The 21,698-nt window shown below is 42.5% G+C and carries 14 protein-coding genes and 5 tRNA genes; 16 read left to right on the top strand and 3 right to left on the bottom strand.

From position 1 onward, the window contains the following. The first annotated feature begins 34 nt into the window (after positions 1–34). The 8 genes from prfB to L3Q70_RS12565 all read left to right on the top strand — a co-directional run bounded on the left by prfB (position 35) and on the right by L3Q70_RS12565 (position 3,850). A protein-coding gene (prfB, locus tag L3Q70_RS12600; RefSeq protein ID WP_130149625.1) for a peptide chain release factor 2 occupies positions 35–1,133 on the top strand; the annotation gives its coding sequence in 2 pieces (ribosomal slippage) (positions 35–109 and positions 111–1,133; 1,098 coding nt in all). 26 nt (positions 1,134–1,159) lie between these two features. Next, a complete protein-coding gene (gene lysS / locus L3Q70_RS12595) occupies positions 1,160–2,695 on the top strand; it encodes a lysine--tRNA ligase (protein WP_062569581.1) in 1,536 nt (511 codons plus the stop codon). Positions 2,696–2,945: 250 nt separating this feature from the next. Further along, entirely contained in the window at positions 2,946–3,143 is a 198-nt protein-coding gene (locus L3Q70_RS12590; RefSeq protein WP_062569582.1) for a hypothetical protein, read from the top strand. A gap of 113 nt (positions 3,144–3,256) precedes the next feature. Further along, a tRNA-Ser gene (locus L3Q70_RS12585) sits at positions 3,257–3,349 on the top strand. Positions 3,350–3,382: 33 nt separating this feature from the next. Beyond that, a tRNA-Arg gene (locus L3Q70_RS12580) sits at positions 3,383–3,459 on the top strand. A 22-nt stretch (positions 3,460–3,481) separates the two neighbouring features. After that, positions 3,482–3,558, top strand: a tRNA-Arg gene (locus L3Q70_RS12575). A 40-nt stretch (positions 3,559–3,598) separates the two neighbouring features. Next, a tRNA-Arg gene (locus tag L3Q70_RS12570) sits at positions 3,599–3,675 on the top strand. Between the two features lie 98 nt (positions 3,676–3,773). After that, a tRNA-Arg gene (locus tag L3Q70_RS12565) sits at positions 3,774–3,850 on the top strand. Between the two features lie 228 nt (positions 3,851–4,078). On the opposite strand, the gene L3Q70_RS12560 is transcribed toward L3Q70_RS12565, so the two are convergent. Continuing rightward, entirely contained in the window at positions 4,079–6,094 is a 2,016-nt protein-coding gene (locus tag L3Q70_RS12560; protein WP_237114361.1) for a TonB-dependent receptor, read from the bottom strand. Positions 6,095–6,354: 260 nt separating this feature from the next. Here L3Q70_RS12560 and L3Q70_RS12555 point away from each other — a divergent pair, with 260 nt between their 5' ends. From L3Q70_RS12555 to L3Q70_RS12525, 7 genes are all read left to right on the top strand, one after another. Then, positions 6,355–7,731: an SH3 domain-containing protein gene (locus tag L3Q70_RS12555; RefSeq protein WP_237114360.1), complete on the top strand. Its 1,377-nt coding sequence runs from the start codon at positions 6,355–6,357 to the stop codon at positions 7,729–7,731. A gap of 8 nt (positions 7,732–7,739) precedes the next feature. Next, a complete protein-coding gene (locus L3Q70_RS12550; protein ID WP_237114359.1) occupies positions 7,740–8,852 on the top strand; it encodes a dipeptide epimerase in 1,113 nt (370 codons plus the stop codon). Then, positions 8,849–9,598, top strand: coding sequence for a L,D-transpeptidase family protein (locus tag L3Q70_RS12545; RefSeq protein WP_083515321.1), 750 nt, complete (start codon positions 8,849–8,851; stop codon positions 9,596–9,598). Before L3Q70_RS12550 ends, L3Q70_RS12545 begins: the two co-directional genes overlap by 4 nt. A gap of 80 nt (positions 9,599–9,678) precedes the next feature. Continuing rightward, positions 9,679–11,247: a sodium:solute symporter gene (locus L3Q70_RS12540; RefSeq protein ID WP_237114358.1), complete on the top strand. Its 1,569-nt coding sequence runs from the start codon at positions 9,679–9,681 to the stop codon at positions 11,245–11,247. Continuing rightward, positions 11,248–12,159, top strand: coding sequence for a BadF/BadG/BcrA/BcrD ATPase family protein (locus L3Q70_RS12535; protein ID WP_237114357.1), 912 nt, complete (start codon positions 11,248–11,250; stop codon positions 12,157–12,159). Continuing rightward, positions 12,149–13,084 carry an N-acetylmuramic acid 6-phosphate etherase gene (gene murQ / locus L3Q70_RS12530; RefSeq protein WP_237114356.1) on the top strand — a complete coding sequence of 312 codons (936 nt, stop codon included), beginning with the start codon at positions 12,149–12,151 and terminating at the stop codon, positions 13,082–13,084. Before L3Q70_RS12535 ends, murQ begins: the two co-directional genes overlap by 11 nt. Continuing rightward, a complete protein-coding gene (locus tag L3Q70_RS12525; protein WP_237114355.1) occupies positions 13,084–14,262 on the top strand; it encodes a DUF1343 domain-containing protein in 1,179 nt (392 codons plus the stop codon). The genes murQ and L3Q70_RS12525 overlap by 1 nt, the downstream gene beginning before the upstream one ends. Before the next feature lie 324 nt (positions 14,263–14,586). On the opposite strand, the gene L3Q70_RS12520 is transcribed toward L3Q70_RS12525, so the two are convergent. Both L3Q70_RS12520 and L3Q70_RS12515 read right to left on the bottom strand, forming a co-directional pair. Further along, positions 14,587–17,640 carry a carboxypeptidase regulatory-like domain-containing protein gene (locus L3Q70_RS12520; RefSeq protein WP_237114354.1) on the bottom strand — a complete coding sequence of 1,018 codons (3,054 nt, stop codon included), beginning with the start codon at positions 17,638–17,640 and terminating at the stop codon, positions 14,587–14,589. A gap of 362 nt (positions 17,641–18,002) precedes the next feature. Continuing rightward, a complete protein-coding gene (locus tag L3Q70_RS12515; protein WP_062569591.1) occupies positions 18,003–18,848 on the bottom strand; it encodes a MurR/RpiR family transcriptional regulator in 846 nt (281 codons plus the stop codon). A gap of 327 nt (positions 18,849–19,175) precedes the next feature. Between L3Q70_RS12515 and pbp4b the strand changes: the two genes are divergently transcribed. Continuing rightward, entirely contained in the window at positions 19,176–21,623 is a 2,448-nt protein-coding gene (gene pbp4b / locus L3Q70_RS12510) for a penicillin binding protein PBP4B (RefSeq protein ID WP_237114353.1), read from the top strand. Positions 21,624–21,698: the final 75 nt, after the last annotated feature.

Genomic DNA, 21,698 nt, shown 5'->3' with positions numbered 1-21,698 from the left:
TGCGCGGTAAATCAGCCATTTTGGAGTAATGTACATGTTTGAAGTGAATCCTGTGATTAACCAGATCAAGGAAATTCGCGAACGTACTGAACTGCTTCGGGGGTACCTTTGACTACCCTCTTAAGAAAGAGCGGTTAGAAGAAGTTAACGCAGAACTTGAAGATTCAGCAGTATGGAACGAGCCAGAGCGTGCGCAAGCGTTAGGCCGTGAGAAGTCATCACTTGAAGCTATCGTTGAGACCATTGATAATCTCGTTACGGGCACAGACGATGTTGAAGGTTTAGTTGAACTTGCAGTGGAAGCTGAAGACGAAGAAACTTTCCAAGAAGCTGAAGCTGAACTTGAAGATTTAAATGCACAACTTGAAAAGCTTGAGTTTCGTCGTATGTTCTCTGGCGAGCAAGATCAAAACGATGCGTACCTTGATTTACAATCAGGCTCAGGCGGTACTGAAGCACAAGACTGGTGTAACATGTTACTGCGTATGTATTTACGTTGGGGTGAAGCAAAAGGCTTTAAAGTTGAACTTGTTGAAGCAACTGATGGTGATGTGGCTGGTATCAAGGGCGCAACTGTGCGTTTCGTTGGCGAATATGCATACGGTTGGTTACGTACAGAAACAGGCGTTCACCGTTTAGTGCGTAAGAGCCCGTTCGACTCAAGTGGTCGTCGTCATACCTCGTTTGCATCGGCATTCGTTTACCCAGAAATCGACGATAATATCGAAATTGATATTAATCCGGCTGACCTACGTATTGACGTTTACCGTGCATCTGGTGCCGGTGGTCAGCACGTAAATACCACTGAATCAGCGGTACGTATTACTCACGTGCCAACCAATACGGTTGTTCAGTGCCAAAATGAGCGTTCACAGCACAAGAATAAAGACCAAGCAATGAAACAGCTAAAAGCGAAATTGTTTGAACTTGAGCTACAAAAGCAAAATGCAGAGAAACAAAGCCAAGAAGATGCAAAGTCAGACATTGGCTGGGGTAGTCAAATTCGTTCATACGTGCTTGATGACTCGCGCATAAAAGACTTACGTACAGGCGTTGAAAACCGTAATACTCAAGCGGTTCTTGACGGCGACTTAGATAAATTTATTGAAGCCAGCCTTAAATCTGGCCTATAACCACCAAGCTAAAAAAGAGCTAAAAAATGACTGATCAAATCCAAGACGAAAATAAGTTAATCGCTGAGCGTCGTGGCAAATTAGACGCAATCCGCGAAAATTGCCCTGCCAACGGTCATCCAAACCAATTCCGTCGTGAACATTACACGGCTGATTTGCAAGCTGAGTTTGGTGATAAATCGAAAGAAGAATTAGTTGCTGAGCAGCACGTTGTATCAGTAGCTGGTCGTATTCTTGCAAAACGTGGTCCTTTCCTTGCGTTACAAGACATGAAAGGCCAAATTCAAGCGTACGCCTCAAAAGACGTACAAAAAGAATTAAAAGCAAAATACGGTCAACTTGATATCGGTGACATCATCGGTGTTAAAGGCGCACTAAATAAATCAGGTAAAGGTGACCTATACGTAGAAATGACAGAGTACGAGCTACTTACTAAGTCATTACGTCCGTTACCAGAAAAGTTCCATGGTTTATCTGACCAAGAAACTAAATACCGTCAACGTTATGTTGACTTAATCACTAACGATGCGACGCGTGAAACATTCCGTATTCGCTCAAAAGTTGTCGAAGGTATCCGTCGTTTCTTAGCTGATCGTGACTTCATGGAAGTTGAAACACCGATGCTACAAGTGATCCCAGGTGGTGCGTCTGCACGTCCATTCGTAACACACCACAACGCACTTGATATCGACATGTACTTACGTATTGCACCAGAGCTTTACTTAAAACGTTTAGTTGTTGGTGGTTTTGAGCGTGTATTTGAAATCAACCGTAACTTCCGTAACGAAGGTTTATCAACGCGCCATAACCCAGAATTCACCATGATCGAATTCTACCAAGCATACGCTGATTACATTGACCTAATGAACATCACTGAAGACATGCTACGCACTGTTGCGACAGACGTACTTGGTTCACCAATTGTTGTTAATACAACGAAAGACGAAAACGGTGAAGTGGTAGATTCAATAGAATATGATTTTGGGAAGCCTTTTGCACGCCTAACAATGAGCGAAGCTATTCTTAAGTACAATCCAGACTTTGATGCGGCTGTATTTAATGACCCTGAAAATCATTTTGAAGAACTTAAAGCGTACGCCAAGCAAGTACACGTTAAAGTGCCAGAAAACTGCGTTTGGGGTCCAGGTAAGTTCTTATGTGAAATCTTCGAAGAGACAGCTGAGCACAAGTTAATTCAACCAACTTTCATCACAGCTTACCCGTGGGAAGTGTCACCACTTGCACGTCGTAACGATGAAAACCCATTCGTGACTGATCGTTTCGAATTCTTCGTAGGCGGTCGTGAATTAGCCAATGGTTTCTCTGAGCTTAACGATGCACAAGACCAAGCTGAGCGTTTCTCGCGCCAAGTTGAAGAAAAAGACGCCGGTGATGATGAAGCAATGCACTACGATGAAGACTACATCCGTGCATTAGAATACGGCTTACCGCCAACAGCGGGTGAGGGGATTGGTATTGACCGTCTAGTGATGTTATTTACAGACTCACCAACCATTAAAGACGTGATTTTATTCCCACACATGCGTCCTCAAGCTGACTAATCAGCTAATGTCTTTAAAACGCCGCTTTTAAGCGGCGTTTTGTTATCAGAAAATTCTGAAATTTTCCGCTTGTCCCCTTACATTCTTTTTTTAATTAGCTGATCTAAAAAGAGTTACAGAATTGCTGTTTTGTAATAGTCACGTATTTTTAACTTTTTATTCTAAAGTGTAATTGTAATAGTGTTATTTTTAACCTGATTATGAGAAAATTGCGCGATTATCATCCAATGCGTAAATGGACTTTATAATAATGAAAAAGAAGCCTTCGCAGTTGTCTACTGAAGCTAATAAAAGCGAGCACCAGCGTGAAGCGTTTTATCGTGCGTGTATTGCTGAATTTCAACAATTGGGTTATCAAGATCAATATCTCGCAGAAATGACTGATGAGCTAATTCCTTTAACAGGCTTAGATATATTGACTAATAAGGAAAAACCAGCGAAAGACTGAGCAAAAAATTGTCTGTTTTTTGTTGTTATGACCATTCTGTGACCATCTACACTATTTTCCTTGAAAAGTGTTTGACATATTGCCTGAAATCTTTATTATACGCCCCACAAGATGGAGAGGTGGCCGAGTGGCCGAAGGCGCTCCCCTGCTAAGGGAGTATAGGGTTTGTAGCTCTATCGAGGGTTCGAATCCCTCCTTCTCCACCATTTTTTAAATGGTCTTCTTGTAAAGTAAAGAATGGGCGCATAGCTCAGCTGGATAGAGTACCTGGCTACGAACCAGGCGGTCGGAGGTTCGAATCCTCCTGCGCCCACCATCCTTTACTAAAATCAAAAAGTGGGCGCATAGCTCAGCTGGATAGAGTACCTGGCTACGAACCAGGCGGTCGGAGGTTCGAATCCTCCTGCGCCCACCAATTTTGAAAAATCACTGCAAGATTATAAAATGCAATTTGCGGACGCGTAGCTCAGCTGGATAGAGTACCTGGCTACGAACCAGGCGGTCGGAGGTTCGAATCCTCCCGCGTCCGCCACTTTCTCTTAGAAAGTGACATAAGCCGACAAGCAGTCGGTTTTTTTGTGTCTTTAAGATACAGTCAATGCAAGACTCAAACATGCATCACTACACTGCGGACGCGTAGCTCAGCTGGATAGAGTACCTGGCTACGAACCAGGCGGTCGGAGGTTCGAATCCTCCCGCGTCCGCCACTTTCTAATAGAAAGTGAACAAACCGACGAAAGTCGGTTTTTTTGTGTCTGCAATTCGCAAACCACACACTTTCCACACCACAAATTAAATTCCCAACTCAAAATACAAAAAATGTACCCCCGTAGGCGTGAAACTTGTTTCGCGCACATTAAGGATAGTTTCGCCATAAATGACGACCTCACACGGTAGGGCTCTATACGTAGGTTTTAAAACGTATAGAGCGATTATTAAAACAATAAACTTAGATTAAGTCTCACTGTACGAGGTTCAATAGGGTGAAAGTGGTTATCCTCTATGCCTTCTGCGGGCTCTCCCGCTAAGCGTGAAGCATAGTAATAATCGATATCATGGTCGTTACTATCGAACAGATTGAGTAGCTCTAAGCCTACTTTCCAATGAGTTTGTTGGTAGCTAACAAGACCATTTACGACTGTAAGCGGCTCTGAGTGCTTGTCGCCATCATCACTTAACATGCGTTTACCAATATGACGTAAGCGTAATGAGGTTTGCCATTTTTCAGTTATTTGCCAGTTTATACCGGCGCTTGCAACGATAGGAACCGCTCCTTCAATACGGTCATTGTTACTATCAATATCCAAACGAGAGTGAGTGAATGATGCCTCAGCATCTAGGCTTAGTGTATCGGCTAGCCAATAGTATGCACTGAGCTCTAAGCCGTAACGTTTTGAAGCATCACTGGCTTCTGTATTACCAGCATCGCCAACAAACAATAATTCAGAATCAAGCTCTAGCCACCAAAGTGCGGCAGAAAAGTTGAATTGCTTTTCATCAAAGTAGCGTATACCCACTTCTGCACCATTACTTTTAACAAGTAAGTCCACAGTGTCAGCAGCTTCAAGCGTGACGGGGTCTAGGCTAATTGTCGCGCCACGAGCATCATTTGAGTGGAAGGATTGCCCCCAGTTTGCATAACCTGCCAAGTTATCGCTGAATAAGTAGGTTAGGCTCGCTTTAAAACCAAGCAAGTCGTCATCAGCTTCTCCTGAGTTAGCCGTATTGTTGCTATCTACACTGGCATCTAAATAGTCATAACGAACACCGATAGTCGCCTCAAGCTGCTCGCTTAATGTTAATTGAGTTTGCCAAAATGCGGCATAACTTGTTTCATCTACACTGTCTTCACGAACAGTAGATAAAAACTTACGGGCCTTCGTATTATAAAGCCCCACATTATCGATATTATCATTACGAAGCTCTATACCAACACTATGATTTACAGGTATAGCGTTTAATTTATCGGAAAATTGATAGCTCAGAGCTCCGCCTGTAATTGTGCGCTTATCTTGTTGGTTGAATTGGTCACCATTAATAGGGTCATTTAGCAAATAAGAGAAGTTAGAAAATAAATTTAGCTCATAATCAACAATATAAGCGTTAGCTGCAAAGTGTTCGTTTTGCCAGTTCGTCGATAAACTATAACGACTCGATTCACCACCTAGCGTGGTGTCCAGCGACCCTAGTTCAGAGATAATACCTTGAGCAATAGCTCTTTGAGGGATTTGATCAGCAGAGTTCCAGCTGTTGTCGTAAGCCATAGCTGTAATTGATAAGTTGCCACTTTTTGATTCGTTCACATAGCGAAGTAGGGCGTTCTTTTTATTTACGTCTTCATCAATGTCTTGCCAAGGGCCATCATAACCTTGCCACTCTGTTGCAGCTATTAATTTTCCGTTGCCAACTTTTATATGGCCTATGGCAACTGCTCTTAAGTAGTTATCTTCACCAACAGTAAAGTCGAGTTGCTGGTGTTTTGGATTATCTGTAAGGTGAAAATAGGCACTGCCGGCTGTAGAAAAGTCACCTTGTCGAGCATCATAACTTCCTTTTTGGTAGCTAACGGTGGCAACCGTTTCAGGAATGATGAAGTTTAAATCTGTATAACCTTGACCATGGCCATGGCTACGCATATTAATGGGCATACCATCTATATTGGTCGCAAAATCAGTCCCATGATCTAAGTTAAAACCACGAATAAAGTATTGATTTGCTTTACCTGAGCCACTATGTTGCGTTACCGCCATACCTGGAATGAGTTCAAGCATTTCAGTACTTCTCAGCATGGGACGGTTTTCAATTTCACCTTGACCAATAACACCGCTAGAGGCACTAATTGATTCACCTATCAATCCCGTGCGATGCCCATACACAGTGATTTTTTCTATATTTGCTAACGCGTCTCCTGAGCAGCTAATGCAGCCCAGCAATAGGTATAACTTGTTCATTTTTATAAATTCCTTTTCAAGGGAGGTTTACACTATAAACGTAGTTGCTAACACCTTGGATGCAAATAAGTTAATAAGTATGAAAATTAAGTTACCTTGCTTCATAATAAATTTGTGGTAAATTTAATAAAATATTCCAAAAAAAATAATAATTGTGAATTTTATTTGTGCGGAACAGCTTATTGGCACTGCAAGTAAGGGGCAGCATGTATTTGCTAAATTATTAAATTCACGCATTTACTAAGAATTAAGGAACAGCTATGCGTCGTTCAATTATCGCTTTATCAATTACTTTAGGTGTTGCTTTTAGTGCACCTATGCATGCTGAGGGTTGGCAATCAGATGTTATCGGGGTTACGCAGTCACAGCTTTCACCAAGTTACTGGTTAGCGAAAGGTGCATCAGCAAAAATGATCATGACGGAGGCGCAAATTGCAGCCTTCAACGAGAAATTAATTAAAGATAATAAATACATTGTTGATCCACTGTCATTTCAAAAATCGCTCACTAAAGACGAGCTAACACGCGCCATTCATTCGGCAAGCTCAATTCCAAAAAGCCCGCGCTTTTTTACCGATGGCCGACAACTCACCGCGAAAGATTTTGCAAAATACCAGGCTAACTTAAACCTTAATAAGCTCGCAGATAGCAATGAGGTACGCTTTGCTGTGGTCGTTAAGCGCACTGCATTACGTACTTTTCCAACTTGGGATCGGGTTTTAAATAGCGGCCTTGATCAAGACTTAGATCGCTTTCAAGAAAGCGGTATGTTCCCAGGGGAAGCGGTTGCTGTATTGCATCAAAGCGCAGATAAAAAGTGGCTGTTAGTACGTGCTTACAACTACTTAGCGTGGACGCCTGCCGAAGATCTTGCCTTTGCTGATGTAGATAAAATAAAAGCTTATCGCGAACAAGATAACTTCTTGGTGGTAACTGGTGCAAAAGTAAATACTGCTTATGTGCCAAGCGATGAAAGCCTTTCAGAAGTACAGCTCGATATGGGAGTACGCTTACCTTTAGTTGATAATGAGCAAGTACCGTATTTGCTCAACGGCCAAAACAGCTATGCTAGCCATGTTGTACAGCTACCTACCCGCGATGAGCAAGGCAAACTTGTTATTAAAGCCGCGATGATCAGCAAAACTGCCGATGTAAATTTAGGCTACCTAGACTACAACGAGCAGAATCTGATTAAACAAGGCTTTAAGTTTTTAGGCGAGCGTTATGGTTGGGGGCACGATTACAATGGCCGCGACTGTACTGGGTTTGTTGGTGAGATTTATAAAAGCTTTGGTCTATTAATGCCACGTAATTCAGGCCAGCAAGGCAGCAGCGAATACGGACAAAATAGTCGTTTTGATAAAAATACCGCGGCGGATGCTAAGTTGCCGACGGTTAAAAACATGGCGATTGGCGATCTAATTTATATTCCGGGTCATGTGATGATGTACTTAGGGGAGCATCACGGCGAGCCTTATGTTATTCATGACGTTAAAGGCTTAGGCTATAACAAAGGCGATGGTAGCTTTTATAGTAGTGCCTTGAATGGGGTGTCGGTCACGCCCTTATTGCCACTTAGATTATCTCAAGAAACCAGCTATTTAGACCGTGTTTATAACATTAAGCGTATTCGCTAGAGGCCAATATGAAAATTAAAGCTGTTCGCTTTGCAAAGCTCAAAGTGCCATTAGTTACCCCATTTAAAACTGCACTGAGAGAAGTGAGTTTTATCGAAGATTTAGTGGTTTTAATCGACACCGAATGTGGCCAAATCGGCTATGGCTCTGCGGCCTCAACACCGGTTATTACAGGTGATACCCATCAAGGGATGATAGCGGTCATTCAGCAATTTATTGCCCCTAAACTAGTCGGGCAAGAAATCGAAAACATCAATCAGCTTACTCACATTATTCAATCAACGGTGATTGGTAACAACAGTGCAAAAGCGGCCTTAGAGCTGGCGGTTTATGACTTATGGGGTAAGCTCTACCAAGCGCCTTTATATAAGTTACTAGGTGGTGGTAAGTCAGCGCTGAAAACTGATATCACCATTAGTGTCGACAACATAGATAAAATGCTCAGTGACTGTCAGCGCGCGGTTGAGCAAGGCTTTGATGTATTAAAAATAAAAATCGGCAATAACCTTAATCAAGACATTGAACGTGTAAAAGCAATCCATGCAGGCTTTGCCGCTAAGGTGCAGTTACGTTTAGATGTAAACCAAGGCTGGGATGCCAAACAAACTGTGTTTGCACTGCTACAACTAGAGCAAGCAGGCGTGGTATTAGAGTTGGTTGAGCAGCCAGTAAAAAGCAGTGATATTCAAGGTCTCAAATATATTACTGAGCGAGTGAACACCCCGATTATGGCCGATGAAAGCGCCTTTTCACCTAAGCAAGTGATCCAACTTTTAGAACTTGGGGCAGTTGATATTATCAATATTAAATTAATGAAAACGGGCGGTTTAAGCCGAGCAATTGAGATTGCTAATATTACAGCCCAATACCAAGCGGAATGTATGATTGGCTGTATGCTAGAGGGCAGTATTGCCGTTGCTGGTGCTGCACATTTAGCCTCAGCCAAAGCGCAGCAAATCAGTAAAATCGATTTAGATGGCCCTGCCCTTGGTCAGTATGACCCTGTGCAAGGGGGCGTTGAATTTAGCGGCCCACAAATACGCTTATCCGATGCCCCAGGTCTTGGCATTGAATCAATAGCGGGACTTGAACCAATTACAAACGGAGTATGGCCAGCATGAAAAAACTAGTCAGTCTTATTGCAGCTATGAGTTTATCGGCTTGTGCCAGCAAAGAGTTACCTAAACCTGTTATTGATAACAGTCATCAGCAGCTCGTGGTGGTGGTCGCTAATGATAGTGATGCTATTGATGCCACACTGTATCGTTTTGAAAAAAGCGCCGGTAGCTGGCAACAACAAGGCGAGCAACATGCGGTGGTGCTTGGCCGTACAGGTCTTGCGTGGGGAGTGGGGCTGCATCCTGCACAACCTGGCCTGCAAAAACAAGAAGGGGATGGTAAAGCCCCAGCAGGTGTTTTTGAACTAGGTACTGCCTTTGGCTATTTAGATTCACTGCAAACGAACCTCAGTTATCAAGCAATGACCGCCAATGATTATTGTATTGATGTGAAAGGCTCACCGTTTTACAACCAATTGGTTGATAAAGCACAAGTAGGTGAAGATGCCGTAAAAGACTCTTCAGAATGGATGCGTCGTGATATTTACAGCCAAGATAACCTTTATAAAAAAGGCATTGTAGTTAAGCATAACCCAAGCAATATTAATGGTGCGGGCAGTTGTATCTTTATGCATTTATGGCGAGCGCCAAGTAAGCCTACAGCAGGTTGTACAGCAATGACAGAAAGCGATATGGATGCTCTACTTGCTTGGTTAGATGAGCGTAAAAAGCCGCTATTAGTCAGCTTGACCAAGGCGCAATATCAACAAAAGCAAAGTCAGTGGCAATTACCTAGCTTAGCTGAATAAAAATAATAAAATAAAACTATTTTAATTTTGTCATAATGATGGAATAATATATTCCAACAAGGTTTGAGTTAGGATAATAAATGAGTGCAAATTACGCTTTTCTCGATTGGCTCGTATTCGCAAGTTACGGTGCAATTTTATTGCTAAGTGGCTGGTGGTTTAATCGCAAACGCGCTAACTCAAGCCAAGATTTTTTTCTAGGCGGAAATAGTATGCCAACTTGGATGGTGGCTATTTCTGTTTTAGCTACCTCACAATCTGCAGCAACCTTTATCGGTGGGCCAGATCAAGGCTATCAAGGGGACTTCTCTTACATTGCAACCAATATAGGTGCGTTTATTGCCGCCTTTGTCGTATCGGCATTTTTAATTCCAAAGTTCTATCAGCAAAAAGTATTTACTGTTTATGAGCTACTAGAAAAACGCATCGGTCCAAAGGCAAAGCGTCGCAGTGGCTTGATGTATTTATTTGGCCGAGTGTTTGCCAGTGGTGCGCGTTTGTACATGGCGGCCATTGCCGTGGCGATGATTTTATACGGAAATATAGATGCAGACAGTGTGGTTATAGCTACTCTGGTGTTAGCACTTGCTGGCTTGCTTTATACCTTTTTGGGGGGGATTCGCAGTGTTATTTACTCAGACGTGTTGCAAAGTATTGTTTACGTGAGTGCGGCTATAGCGGTTATTTGGTGCCTGCTGAGTGTAATTCCGGCTGATTTTTCAACCATTATTGCAACGCTGAATGAGCCAAGCCCAGGTGCAGATTCAAAACTTGCGCTGTTTAAATTTGACTTAGATTTTGGCCCGTCAGGGGTGTTTAACATGGCCTCTGTATTAACAGGTTTTGTGCTTTTAAACATCGCGGCTTTTGGTTTAGACCAAGATATGACGCAGCGTTTATTAACCTGTAAAAGCCCAAAAGAAGGCAGTAAAGCATTATTACTATCGGTGGTGATGGTGATCCCAGTTATGGCTATTTTTATCTTTATTGGTTTGCTGCTTTATATTGTTTATCAGCAACCTGCATTAATGAATAGCGAGGCAGGGAAAACGGTTGTACAAGAATTTAATGGCGAAAAAATCACAATCTTTATGTACTACGTATTAAACGAAGTACCAGCTGGGGTTAAAGGTTTAGTCAGCGTTGGTATTATTGCTGCCGCTATTTCTACGTTGAACTCTGGGCTTAGTTCGATGTCTTCAGTCATCGTACAAGATATCTATCGCCCGTGCTTAGAAAAACAAAACAAACAAGTAAGCGACCATCACTTTGTAAAAGCGGGTCGTGTAGGGATGGCACTGGTGAGCCTTGCCCTAGCGCTAATGGCTATTCTTTGTTATTTCTGGCAGCAATACAGTGATATGCCATTATTAAAATTTGCGCTAAGTGTAATGGTGTTTTCGTACAGTGGCTTACTAGGTGTGTATTTTACGACCTTATTCACCAAACGAGGCAGTGAAGGTTCAGTGTTAGCAGCGCTAATAGCGGGCTTTATGGTGACCTTATTAATGCAGCCGTACATGATTGACTGGTTACTACCTGAGTCAATGCGTTTTTACTTAGGCTTTACTTGGCAGCTATGCATTGGCACTTTGCTTGCGACATTGGTGTGTTGCCTAGGTAAAGCGGCGCACGAGAAGAGCGCATAAATGGCCTTACGCTATATTTTAGCCATCGATGGTGGCGGCACTAAAGTGTTAGCTGAGCTAAAAGAGCAGGCAAGTGGTGCTACATTTCATGCTCAAGCTGGTTCAGCATCAATCTCGAATGATCTTGATTTAGCGTTAGAAAACATTGTTAAAGTGACCCGTGATGTTTGCCAGCAAAGTGGCGCAGAGCCAAGTGAAATCGTCACCGTTATGGGGGTTGCCGGTGGTTCATCGCAGAGCCTTGCTGAGCAATTTAAAGTGATGCTGAAACTGGTGTATGAAATAGAGTTTGCCAGTTTACAAATCACCAGCGATGCCATTACGTCATTATATGGTGCTAATCTTGGTGAGCCATGTGTGGTTATTGCCCTCGGCACCGGTGCTGTTGGGGCACGATTAAACGCGCAAAAGCAAACTAAGTTGGTGAGCGGCTGGGGTTTTACCGTTGATGATTTTGGCGGTGGTGCACGTATCGGCCTGATGGCTGTGCAGCAATTATTAAATGATATAGATATTTACAATTTACCAAAAAGCCGATTAACGATTCGTTTGAGTGAACAGCTAGGATGCACTCGTCAAACAATTAGTAGTTGGCTTAAACAAGCAAAACCCGCGGATTATGCAGCATTTAGTCCGTTGGTGTTTAGCTTACAAAACGACTGTGAGGCGGCAAAAACGGTATTAACAGAGCATACCCAATCGGTAGTTGGGTTAATCAATAAAAGCCGAGGCAACTCGCCATTACCGGTGATTTTAATTGGTGGTTTGGCGAAAGTTAGCCAGCCGTTATTGCCACTCGCTTTACAAAACGAATTATCTCCTTGTAAAGGAGATTCATTAACTGGTGCCGCCATTTTAGCGGTAAAGCATTACCATGACATTATTGAAAAAGGACAACCCAATGAGCCCTGAGCACGTCTTTAAGCAACAACGTGAGTTACTCGAAGAGTTAAACGGTATTGTCTCTGAAGGACAAAACCCAGACACTTTGGATATCGATCTGCTCAGCTCCACTGAGATCCTCACTAAAATCAATAATGAAGATCACAAAGTAGCGGGTGCCGTGAAACTAGTGATCCCGCAAATCAGTGAAGCTGTCGATCATGTAGTTGAAGCATTTCAACAAGGTGGCAGGTTAATCTACATTGGTGCTGGCACCAGTGGCCGCTTAGGTATTTTGGATGCGGTTGAATGTGCGCCTACTTATAGCGTGAGCGATCAGCAAGTGCTCGGCATTATTGCTGGTGGTGACACTGCGGTTAAAAAAGCCGTAGAAGGCGCTGAAGATAGTACAACACTTGCTATTGAAGACTTAAAAAATGCCAATTTAACCAGTAAAGATGTCGTGGTTGGTATTGCTGCCAGTGGCCGTACTCCTTATGTTTGCTCGGCAATTGAATACGCTAAATCACTTGGTTGTGTCACTGTGGGTGTCACTTGTAACCCTGATTCAGCAGTGATGCGTTTACCACAAATCGGCATTTGCCCCGTGGTGGGGGCAGAAGCTGTGACTGGTTCTACACGTATGAAATCGGGCACCGCGCAGAAGCTCGTACTTAACATGCTTAGTACAGCCAGCATGATCCGCACCGGTAAAGTCTATAAAAACCTCATGGTTGATGTGAATGCCAGTAACGAAAAGCTACATGCTCGTGCTATTCGTATTGTTATGCAAGCAACAGATTGCTCTCAGCAGCAAGCCGTGGATGCATTAAAGCAAGCTGAGCAAAGCGCAAAACTGGCTATTTTAATCGTATTAACCGGAAAACCTGCACCTGAAGCAAAACAACTACTTTCAAAAGCGGGTGGCTTTTTACGTAAGGCGGTTGAAGAATAATGCGTTTATTAGCTGCTTTACTCGTTAGTTTTTTTGCGCTTTTAGGTTGCCAAGAAACGCCTGTACAAGCGCCTAAAAATGCACTGCCTCTACAGGTGGGGGCAGCCAATTTTCAAGCCTATGTACCAGCATTAAAAGGAAAACGTGTTGGCTTAGTGGTTAACCAAACATCAGTGGTCAATGGCCAACATTTAGTTGATGCATTACTAGATAAAGGCGTTGTCGTTAGCAAAATATTTGCCCCAGAGCATGGTTTTCGCGGCGATCATGACGCTGGCGCTCACGTTAAAAGCACAGTAGATGCTAAAACAGGTATCGATGTTGTATCTATTTATGGCAGCAACAAGAAGCCAAGCCCTGAGATGCTCGCTGATTTAGACGTTATTATTTTTGATATTCAAGATGTTGGTGTGCGTTTTTATACCTATATAAGCTCAATGCATTACGTGATGGAAGCCGCCGCTGAAAATAATAAAGAGGTTGTGGTACTAGACAGGCCAAACCCGAATATTGCCTATGTTGATGGGCCTATCCTTGAAGCAAAATTTCGCTCGTTTGTTGGCATGCACGAAATTCCTGTTTTACACGGTATGACAGTGGCTGAACTTGCCCAAATGATCAAAGGTGAAGGTTGGATAAATGACGCAGGTAAGCTTGAGCTAAGCGTCGTGCATGTTGTGAATTATGATCGCACTATGGCTTATGAGTTACCAATAAAACCAAGCCCTAACTTGCCAAATGCCCAGTCAATTGCGCTTTACCCATCATTGTGCTTCTTTGAAGCAACCCCTGTGACTATTGGCCGTGGCACTGACTTTCCGTTTCAAGTTGTCGGTTACTCGCCAGTTAAACTCGGCGAGTTTAGTTTTACGCCAAGGGCGATTAAAGGTGCTTCAATGCACCCTAAATTCAAAGGAGTCGAAGTATTTGGTCAAGATTTACGTGACTCAACAATACATGGTCTAGATTTAAGTGTATTTATATCGGCCTACCACACGTTGCGAGAGACCAAACAGACTTTTTTTGAACGTCCTGACTTTATGGATAAGCTCGCAGGCACTGATAAATTACGTTTAGCCATTGAAGCAGGCCAAACTGAGCAGCAAATTAGGCAAAGCTGGCAGGAGGATTTAGCTACCTTTAAACGACAGCGACAACCTTATTTACTTTATCAGTAATAATTACTAAACGAGGCAGAGGCCTCGTTTTTAGTTTTAGCCAAACCTGACGATTCAATTAAATCTTAAAATAGATACACAACAGCTATGAAACGCCTTGGCTTTGGTTATATGTCTTGACAGGCATCAGAATACTCCTCGCTTAAAGCTACCTTTAGGGGCTGCTTTTCTGCTTTCTATAATTCTATCTCTACATTTTAATATGCAGGCTCTATCCGTTAAAAAATAGAGCAGCGAGAGCGTAATCAAGGTAGGTATGTTACTCAGTTTATTGAGTATAAAAAAGGGCCGCATATGCGGCCCCCAACAGGATTTAACTGGTTTTTAGAACTTAAAGTTAACTGATAACTGTAAGCTGCGAGGGTTATAGTAGCTGCGTGATTCACCGTAGTTTTCATCAAATACATATGGGTTTTTGTTATAGCCCGTTTGACGATTAAACACATTGAATAAGTCAGCACGCAATTGTAATTCCATATCACCTGAGAACTTAAAGTCTTGCGTGTAGTTTAAGTCAAGTTGCCAATGACTTGCTGTTCTGCGAGAACCAGCTGGTTCTGCATAGCGGCTAACGTGGCTAGATATTGTGGTTGATGAGTAACCATATCGAGTACCATCCCAGTTCTCCCATGCACTACCAGATTGGAATACGAAATAAGCACCTAAGTTGGCTTCCCAAGGCAATGTGTAATAACCATACACTTTTAATAGATGTGGTTTATCGCCTGAGAGCTTACCGTAGCGGTTATCCCATGAATAACGGCCGCGACCATCACCATAGTACGACGAGCCGATGAAGTTGTTGGCATCGTTGGTTGTGGTGGTGTTGTCTTGGTCAAAGTTGCCGTAGTAATGGCTCCATACATAAGAGGCATTGATATAGCTATTTTCACCCATGTACTCAGCTTCGATGCTTGCTTCCCAGTACTTGGTTTCACCACCATCAACCTCGGCGATTACATACGAAGAACCACCGATTTCATCGCGAATCGCATCTAGGTTATCAATATATAAACCTTTGTCTGCAATATGCTGTGGTACGCCGTCAGCATCAACGCCAGAGTAGTCTGTTAAGCGTGCTGTATTTGGCATATCTTCCCAAAAGTGCATACCTTTACGGTGACGTACGTGAGCACGCAATACCAAGTCTGAGCCAATATACTTGGTTGTACCCAATGTAAACTCGTTAATACGACGAGGTTTCATATCTTCTTGAAATGCTTTACCCGATGAACCACGGCGCGGAGATGCCGAAAGAATATTACCCGATTCATCTAAAAGCAGTTCGATTTCGGCGCGGGTATTACGGTCCCAAGATGCTGCCCGTGAAAGTGAGCTTGCTTCTGGGTTATAGATTGCAAAGTTGGCAAATATTGAGTCTTCACCTGAGTAGGTCCATGTTGCACCTAATCGCGGTTGCAGCATATCTTTCCAATCTGTTTGATACATTTCATATTTGTGGCCAGGAGCGACTTCGTAGCCAGAGATTGTGCCAGATTTCTTTTTCAAGCCTTGGCCATACCAAGTGTCTTGGCTAACAAGTAAACCTAAGTTATAGGTCCAATCCCCATGCTCAATGGTATCGTTAATTTCAAAGTTGAGGCTTCGCGTTTCTGATTTAATCCCCGAAACTGTTGTGCCGCCATCGGTTGCTAAGCTCATTTGCTGTACATGGGCACGGTAAACCGCATCAGCAGGGTCAAAGCCTTCAGTATCGGCATCAGGATCAACTAAGCCACCAATGTATGCAATACGTCCCCAACCATTTGATAAGCGTGTAAGTTGCTCTTCACCTTCTTCCCACTTCGCACCAAAATGAAGTGTGTGATATGTATCGCCCCAGTCAAATTCATGCTCTAGGTTTATTTCAAAAGAGTCACGATAGAAGTTTTGATTATCATAAGTTGCAAATGCACCTACACCGCCACTGCCTTTCATCACGCCATCTTCTAGATAACCATAGGTGTTGATGAGTGCTGAGGCTCCAGCGTTGTGTATCGCAATTTGCTCTTCGGTGAACCCGTCAGCGGGATCATAGTCTATTAAGCTAGGTACTGAAAAATAACCCATTTCCGTTAGATTATTGACATCAAGTTGGCCGTTTAATGAAGGAACAACACTAAGCGGGTTATCAGGCTGTGAACCCGTTTCTAAATCAAATTTACTGTACTGGAATGATAGGGTGGTTGCAGAGCCTAAAATCCATGAACCATCTAGTGTAAAGATATCTTGATCAGCTTTATCACCTGCAGAGACGCTATCTGTTTCGTAAGCACCAATTGAGCGACCTTTAAGTGTTTTATCCGAGGTTCGTTGTGAAATATTAATTAAAATATCGTCGGTCGGTGCCCAAGTTAATTTACCAAAGTATTCATCTCGAACACTTTCATAGTCTTTAACATCACCGTAGGCCGTGCCTTTATTAGAGCGTGTTTCTTCAGGGCGATAATATGAGGTATAAAAATAGAGGGTATCTTCGATAAGTGGGCCGCCTAAACTTGCTGTTAGCCAGCTTTTATCCATCTCATAGCTTTCTTCTCCCACTGGCGTTGCAACAAAGCTTTTTGGCTGTGCTTTGTATTCGATGTTACCGTGGAATTCATCAGTACCAGACTTAGACACGGTATTAACAGAAAAACCACCAGAGCGGTTAAAACCAACCGCTTTCGCGCCACCGCGGTCCATGGTTACATAAGCAACATCGTGGGTTGAAGGTTCAGACGCCAAGTTACCATACATAGGCAGCGATACATTTACCCCATCAAAGCCATACGAATTGTCTACACCAGAGCCACCTGCTGAGGGGCCTAATGTTGTATTTGCTGAAAGCTCTACCCCTGGCACAAGTTTTAATAAATCACGGTAATCTTGGCCTACAGGTACATTATTAATACCTTCTTGACCAAGAGAGTTTGTTAGTGCTGACTTACCTTGGCGGTATAATTTACTACCGGTTACGGTGATAACTTCAACATTTTCGTCTGCGCCACCTAACGTAATATTGAGGCTCGATGTTTGCTCAAGCAAAACATCAACCGTCATGGTTTGTGAAACGCCGTTTTTGTCGGTGAAGGTTAGTTCATAAGTACCAGGTTTTAACTGTGGTAAGTCGTAGCTGCCATCTTCACGTGTAGTAACGGTTCGTGCTTTAGGCATGACATTACTTTTGGCTGTAACTGTGATCCCTGCCAATGATTGTTGTGCCGCTGGTGTTGATACTTTACCTTTGATCCCACCCGTTAGATTAGCTAAGGCTGGTGCGCTTGTTAAAGCTGCGGCCATAACGACACCTGTTAAGGCTGTTTTTTTTGCGCGAAGTGCATGATTGGTCGCTTTTGCTATGTAGCTTAGCGCGAGAGAGGATGCATGTTGTTTCATTGTTTCCCGTCCTTATATTTATATGCTTTGGTGGACTACTTACCCAGTTGAGACATGAACTTTAAAATTATGTTGCCCACATATTAAACAGGTGTTATTAGTGTTGGTCAAGAATATTTTTTCATTTAAATGTTGTTTGTTGGGAATAAAATATATAAGTAGTTTTAGGTAAAAAATAGGCAGTTTGTATACTATGCAAAGGCGCTATGCTGTTTGTGCACTCTGTAATACATTCTCACTGCTTTATAGTGTATAAATTTGGGGCTTGGAGTTGTATGGGGGTGGGGAGCGTATTTAAAACAAAAATTATTAAAAAAGCAGCCTAAGCTGCTTTGTTATTCAAATAAGCGTAAAAAACTAAATTAGTTATTCTTAAACTCGCCAACAACTTCGTTAGAATGTTCCAGCAATTTACGGCCTTGGCGGCTCGATTGTGTAAGGGCGATAAAAAGAATATCAATTACAAAGTCCTGAGCTGTTCGCGCTAAAATAGATGATAAGCGAACAGATTCTCCTTCAGCGACAGAGTAGAGTTTTACATCTGCTGAGTCGGCGACTAGGCTGCTACCAAATTTTGTTACTGAGATCACTGAGCTTGCGTTTTTCTTGGCCTGTTTAACTACTTCGGCAATTTCGCGGGTCATGCCTGACTCACTAATAGCAATAACTAAGTCGCCCTTAGAAAAGGTGGCCACATAGGCAAGTTGCGCATGTCCATCTGGCTCAGCGATTGCTGGCATACCGAGCTTTTGTAATTTATATGAAAAGTCTTTTGCAACCAGTGCTGAACCACCCACGCCACAAATAAGAATGCGTTTTGCTGATTTTAATAGCTCGACAGCTTTTTCAATTGCAGCAGCTTCGTTAAGGTTTTTTGTTTCAGTTAAAACAGCAAGCTTGCTGCTCAGTAATTTTTCAGCGATTTGCTCAAGCGAATCATTTAAAGTAATTTTGCCATGGAGTTTGGGTTCGCTACTTTCATCATTAAGGGCATCAATCACTGCAAGTTTAAAAGCAGGAAAACCTTTATAACCTAATTTTTGTGAAAACTTCACCACGCTTGATTGACTCACACCAACCACTTTAGCTAATTCAACCGATGACAAATTACGAATAGCGTTAGCCGAATTTAATGTGAAATCAGCCAGCTTAGCTTCGCTGCTCGATAAAGATTGGCGTAAGGCTTTAATTTTTACAAAAGTAGACATAGGGCTCACTTTGTTTATTTAACTTAGTCTTGCTTATTGCATGCTTCAAATATGAATATGGCACATTGGCTGTTTAACATGACGACTTATTTTTGTTTTAGCTGACTTAAGTTTGGAATATTTTTCTTAATTTAGATGGAATAATATAGTTTTATTCCATAATAGATACAACACTAATTATTGAGTGTACTCAATATTTACCATGAGAAAGATAAAATATGCTTTTTATTCCATTTATGTAAAATAAAATATTTTACATGTTACATGGGTGTTGCTACTGTATTGCTGAGAATCGTCAACGCTTAAATCATCAGGTATGAATCGGTTATGAGTTTTATCTCTTTGAAAACATTACTTAAACAGCTGTGCTATCTTTGTAGTGCGGCATTATTAGTTAGCTGTGCCAGTAATCAATATACCTATACGCAATCAGCCAACTACAGTCATCGGGTAAAGTTTTTAGTGATGCATTACACCGCCATTGATTACGAAAAATCGATGCGTGCATTAGTCGATGAAGGAGGCCTAAGCTCTCATTACTTATTACCTGAGTCGGGCGATTCAAGTTACCCAAAAGACGATTTAGAAATTATTCAGCTCGTTGATGAAAAAGACAGAGCATGGCACGCAGGACGTAGTTTTTGGCAAGGCAGAGAAGACTTAAACGATCACTCAATTGGTATTGAAATCGTTAACGTACCTACCTGTCACACACCTGAACAAAGTAAACCTGCGATGCAAAATGATGCAAGTAAACTATGTATCTACCCTGATTACGATGCCAAGCAAATTGAGTTACTTATCAAATTAAGTAAAGATATTCTTGCTCGAAACCCTGATATTGGTCCAACTCAAGTGGTTGGTCATTCTGATATTGCCCCAAGCCGGAAGAACGACCCTGGCCCGCGCTTTCCTTGGTATCAACTTTATAAAGCGGGTATCGGTGCGTGGTACGACAGTGACACCGTTGATAAATATTGGCAGTTATTTAGTGCATCAAAGCCTTCAACAGAGCTTGTGCAAAAAGCGCTGCGCAGCTACGGCTATGAGGTGATTGCAACAGGGCAGCTAGATTTTCAAACCCTAGATGCTTTGAGTGCCTTTCAAATGCACTTTTTACCTTGGCATGTAAGTGGTAATAATGATGCTAGAACTGCATCCGTCCTTTTTGCATTATTAGAAAAGTACTTTCCTAAAAAACTTGAACGGTTATTTACAGAATATCAGCAGCAACAGCAAGCGGTTGAGCCAGAGCCAAAAACACTGGCTAATGCACAAGTGATAGCACGTATTCCTGCACTTGATCCGAGTAGTCGCGCGCTAGTAAACGACCGAGGCACATTTACAGCTTTTAAAGGTCGTGGTGAAATAATTATTGAAAATCACGATGCGATTAGCGCAGACATTTATATTAATGGTGAAAAAATTAATATTGCCTCGCCACTTACCGCAGAGCAAACCTACCAATACAGCTTGTATAAACGTACTCATGATGGCATCAATACGTTTAAAGTTGAAAATATCCAGCCTGCGGATGCAAGCTTAACCTTACGTTTCCCTTTTCCTAAACTTGTTAAGAGTAGCAGTCAACATAGCTTTAGCGCCGTTGATGAATTAATTAATCAAGAAATTAAAGAGGGCTTTCCAGGGGCTGTGCTTGCAATTGTTAAAGATGGCAAACTGATTAAATTAAGCCATTATGGCGCAGCTAAAAAGTACCATGCTGATGGCAGTGAGCTTAAAACCCCACAAGCCATGCAAAACGATACTTTGTTTGATATTGCCTCGAACTCAAAAATGTTTGCCACCAACTTTGCGCTGATGAAACTTGCCAGCGAAGGTAAACTCGACGTAGAAAAACCGCTGTTTTATTACCTACCAGAATTTAGGGGCAGCGGTCGTGAGCAGCGTTTAGTGAAAGACTTACTTACCCACAGCGCAGGTTACCCCGCTGTGGTTGATTTTCACCGTAAAGACAATAAATTTGGTGAGCGCTTTTTTTCACAGAATAGCCTGCGTACCAAAAACCTACTATTAACCGGTGTCCCCTTTGTGGCGGGTCGTAACGTAAAGCACTTATATTCTGATATCGACTATATGTTGTTAGGTGTGCTGGTTGAACGCATCAGCGGTATGCCCCTAGATGCTTATGTTGAAAGCCAAATTTATCAGCCACTTGGTTTAACGCACACGGTTTATAACCCATTACAAAAAGGCTTTTTAACCTCGCAAATTGCCGCCACTGAAATAAAGGGTAACACTCGCGGCGGACGTATTGAATTTGAAAATATTCGTACCGATGTACTGCAAGGTGAAGTACATGATGAAAAAGCGTTTTATGCCTTAGATGGCGTAGCCGGACATGCGGGGCTTTTTAGTACCGCAGGAGATTTATCTGTATTAATGCAAGTTTTGCTAAACGGCGGTGGCTACGATAATAAACAATTATTTACCCCACAAGTGCTTGCGCAGTTCACTCAGCCGCAAGCGAGTGATGAAACGTATGGCTTAGGGTGGCGAAGAGCAGGACACCAAGCGCGTAAATGGCATTTTGGCCCTTATGCCAGCCCCCGCGCCTTTGGTCATACAGGTTGGACTGGCACAGTAACTGTGATTGATCCCGAATATGACCTAGCAATTGTACTTTTAACCAATGCACGGCATACACCCATTGAAGGCTCACTAGAAAATTACGAATTTGTCGGAAAGCGTTTCGAAACAGGCAAGTATGGCTCTATTATCTCACTGATTTATGAGAGTATATTAAATCACTAGTCGATTTAAGTTGAGTTTAGCGGTAAAGCCATTAAGCTTAGCGGGTTTTAGCATAATAAAAATAAAATATTGATC

Source organism: Pseudoalteromonas sp. CF6-2, assembly GCF_021729425.1.
Classification (GTDB): domain Bacteria; phylum Pseudomonadota; class Gammaproteobacteria; order Enterobacterales; family Alteromonadaceae; genus Pseudoalteromonas; species Pseudoalteromonas arabiensis.
Note: the sequence above shows the minus strand (reverse complement) of the source record. Positions and strands in the feature narration are given on the sequence as shown.

What these genes read in the sequence shown, in the direction of transcription:
- lysS (WP_062569581.1), top strand. Translation starts at nt 1,160, where the DNA reads ATGACTGATCAAATCCAAGACGAAAATAAGTTAATCGCTGAGCGTCGT.
- L3Q70_RS12590 (WP_062569582.1), top strand. Translation starts at nt 2,946, where the DNA reads ATGAAAAAGAAGCCTTCGCAGTTGTCTACTGAAGCTAATAAAAGCGAG.
- L3Q70_RS12560 (WP_237114361.1), bottom strand. Translation starts at nt 6,094, where the DNA reads ATGAACAAGTTATACCTATTGCTGGGCTGCATTAGCTGCTCAGGAGAC.
- L3Q70_RS12555 (WP_237114360.1), top strand. Translation starts at nt 6,355, where the DNA reads ATGCGTCGTTCAATTATCGCTTTATCAATTACTTTAGGTGTTGCTTTT.
- L3Q70_RS12550 (WP_237114359.1), top strand. Translation starts at nt 7,740, where the DNA reads ATGAAAATTAAAGCTGTTCGCTTTGCAAAGCTCAAAGTGCCATTAGTT.
- L3Q70_RS12545 (WP_083515321.1), top strand. Translation starts at nt 8,849, where the DNA reads ATGAAAAAACTAGTCAGTCTTATTGCAGCTATGAGTTTATCGGCTTGT.
- L3Q70_RS12540 (WP_237114358.1), top strand. Translation starts at nt 9,679, where the DNA reads ATGAGTGCAAATTACGCTTTTCTCGATTGGCTCGTATTCGCAAGTTAC.
- L3Q70_RS12535 (WP_237114357.1), top strand. Translation starts at nt 11,248, where the DNA reads ATGGCCTTACGCTATATTTTAGCCATCGATGGTGGCGGCACTAAAGTG.
- murQ (WP_237114356.1), top strand. Translation starts at nt 12,149, where the DNA reads ATGAGCCCTGAGCACGTCTTTAAGCAACAACGTGAGTTACTCGAAGAG.
- L3Q70_RS12525 (WP_237114355.1), top strand. Translation starts at nt 13,084, where the DNA reads ATGCGTTTATTAGCTGCTTTACTCGTTAGTTTTTTTGCGCTTTTAGGT.
- L3Q70_RS12520 (WP_237114354.1), bottom strand. Translation starts at nt 17,640, where the DNA reads ATGAAACAACATGCATCCTCTCTCGCGCTAAGCTACATAGCAAAAGCG.
- L3Q70_RS12515 (WP_062569591.1), bottom strand. Translation starts at nt 18,848, where the DNA reads ATGTCTACTTTTGTAAAAATTAAAGCCTTACGCCAATCTTTATCGAGC.
- pbp4b (WP_237114353.1), top strand. Translation starts at nt 19,176, where the DNA reads ATGAGTTTTATCTCTTTGAAAACATTACTTAAACAGCTGTGCTATCTT.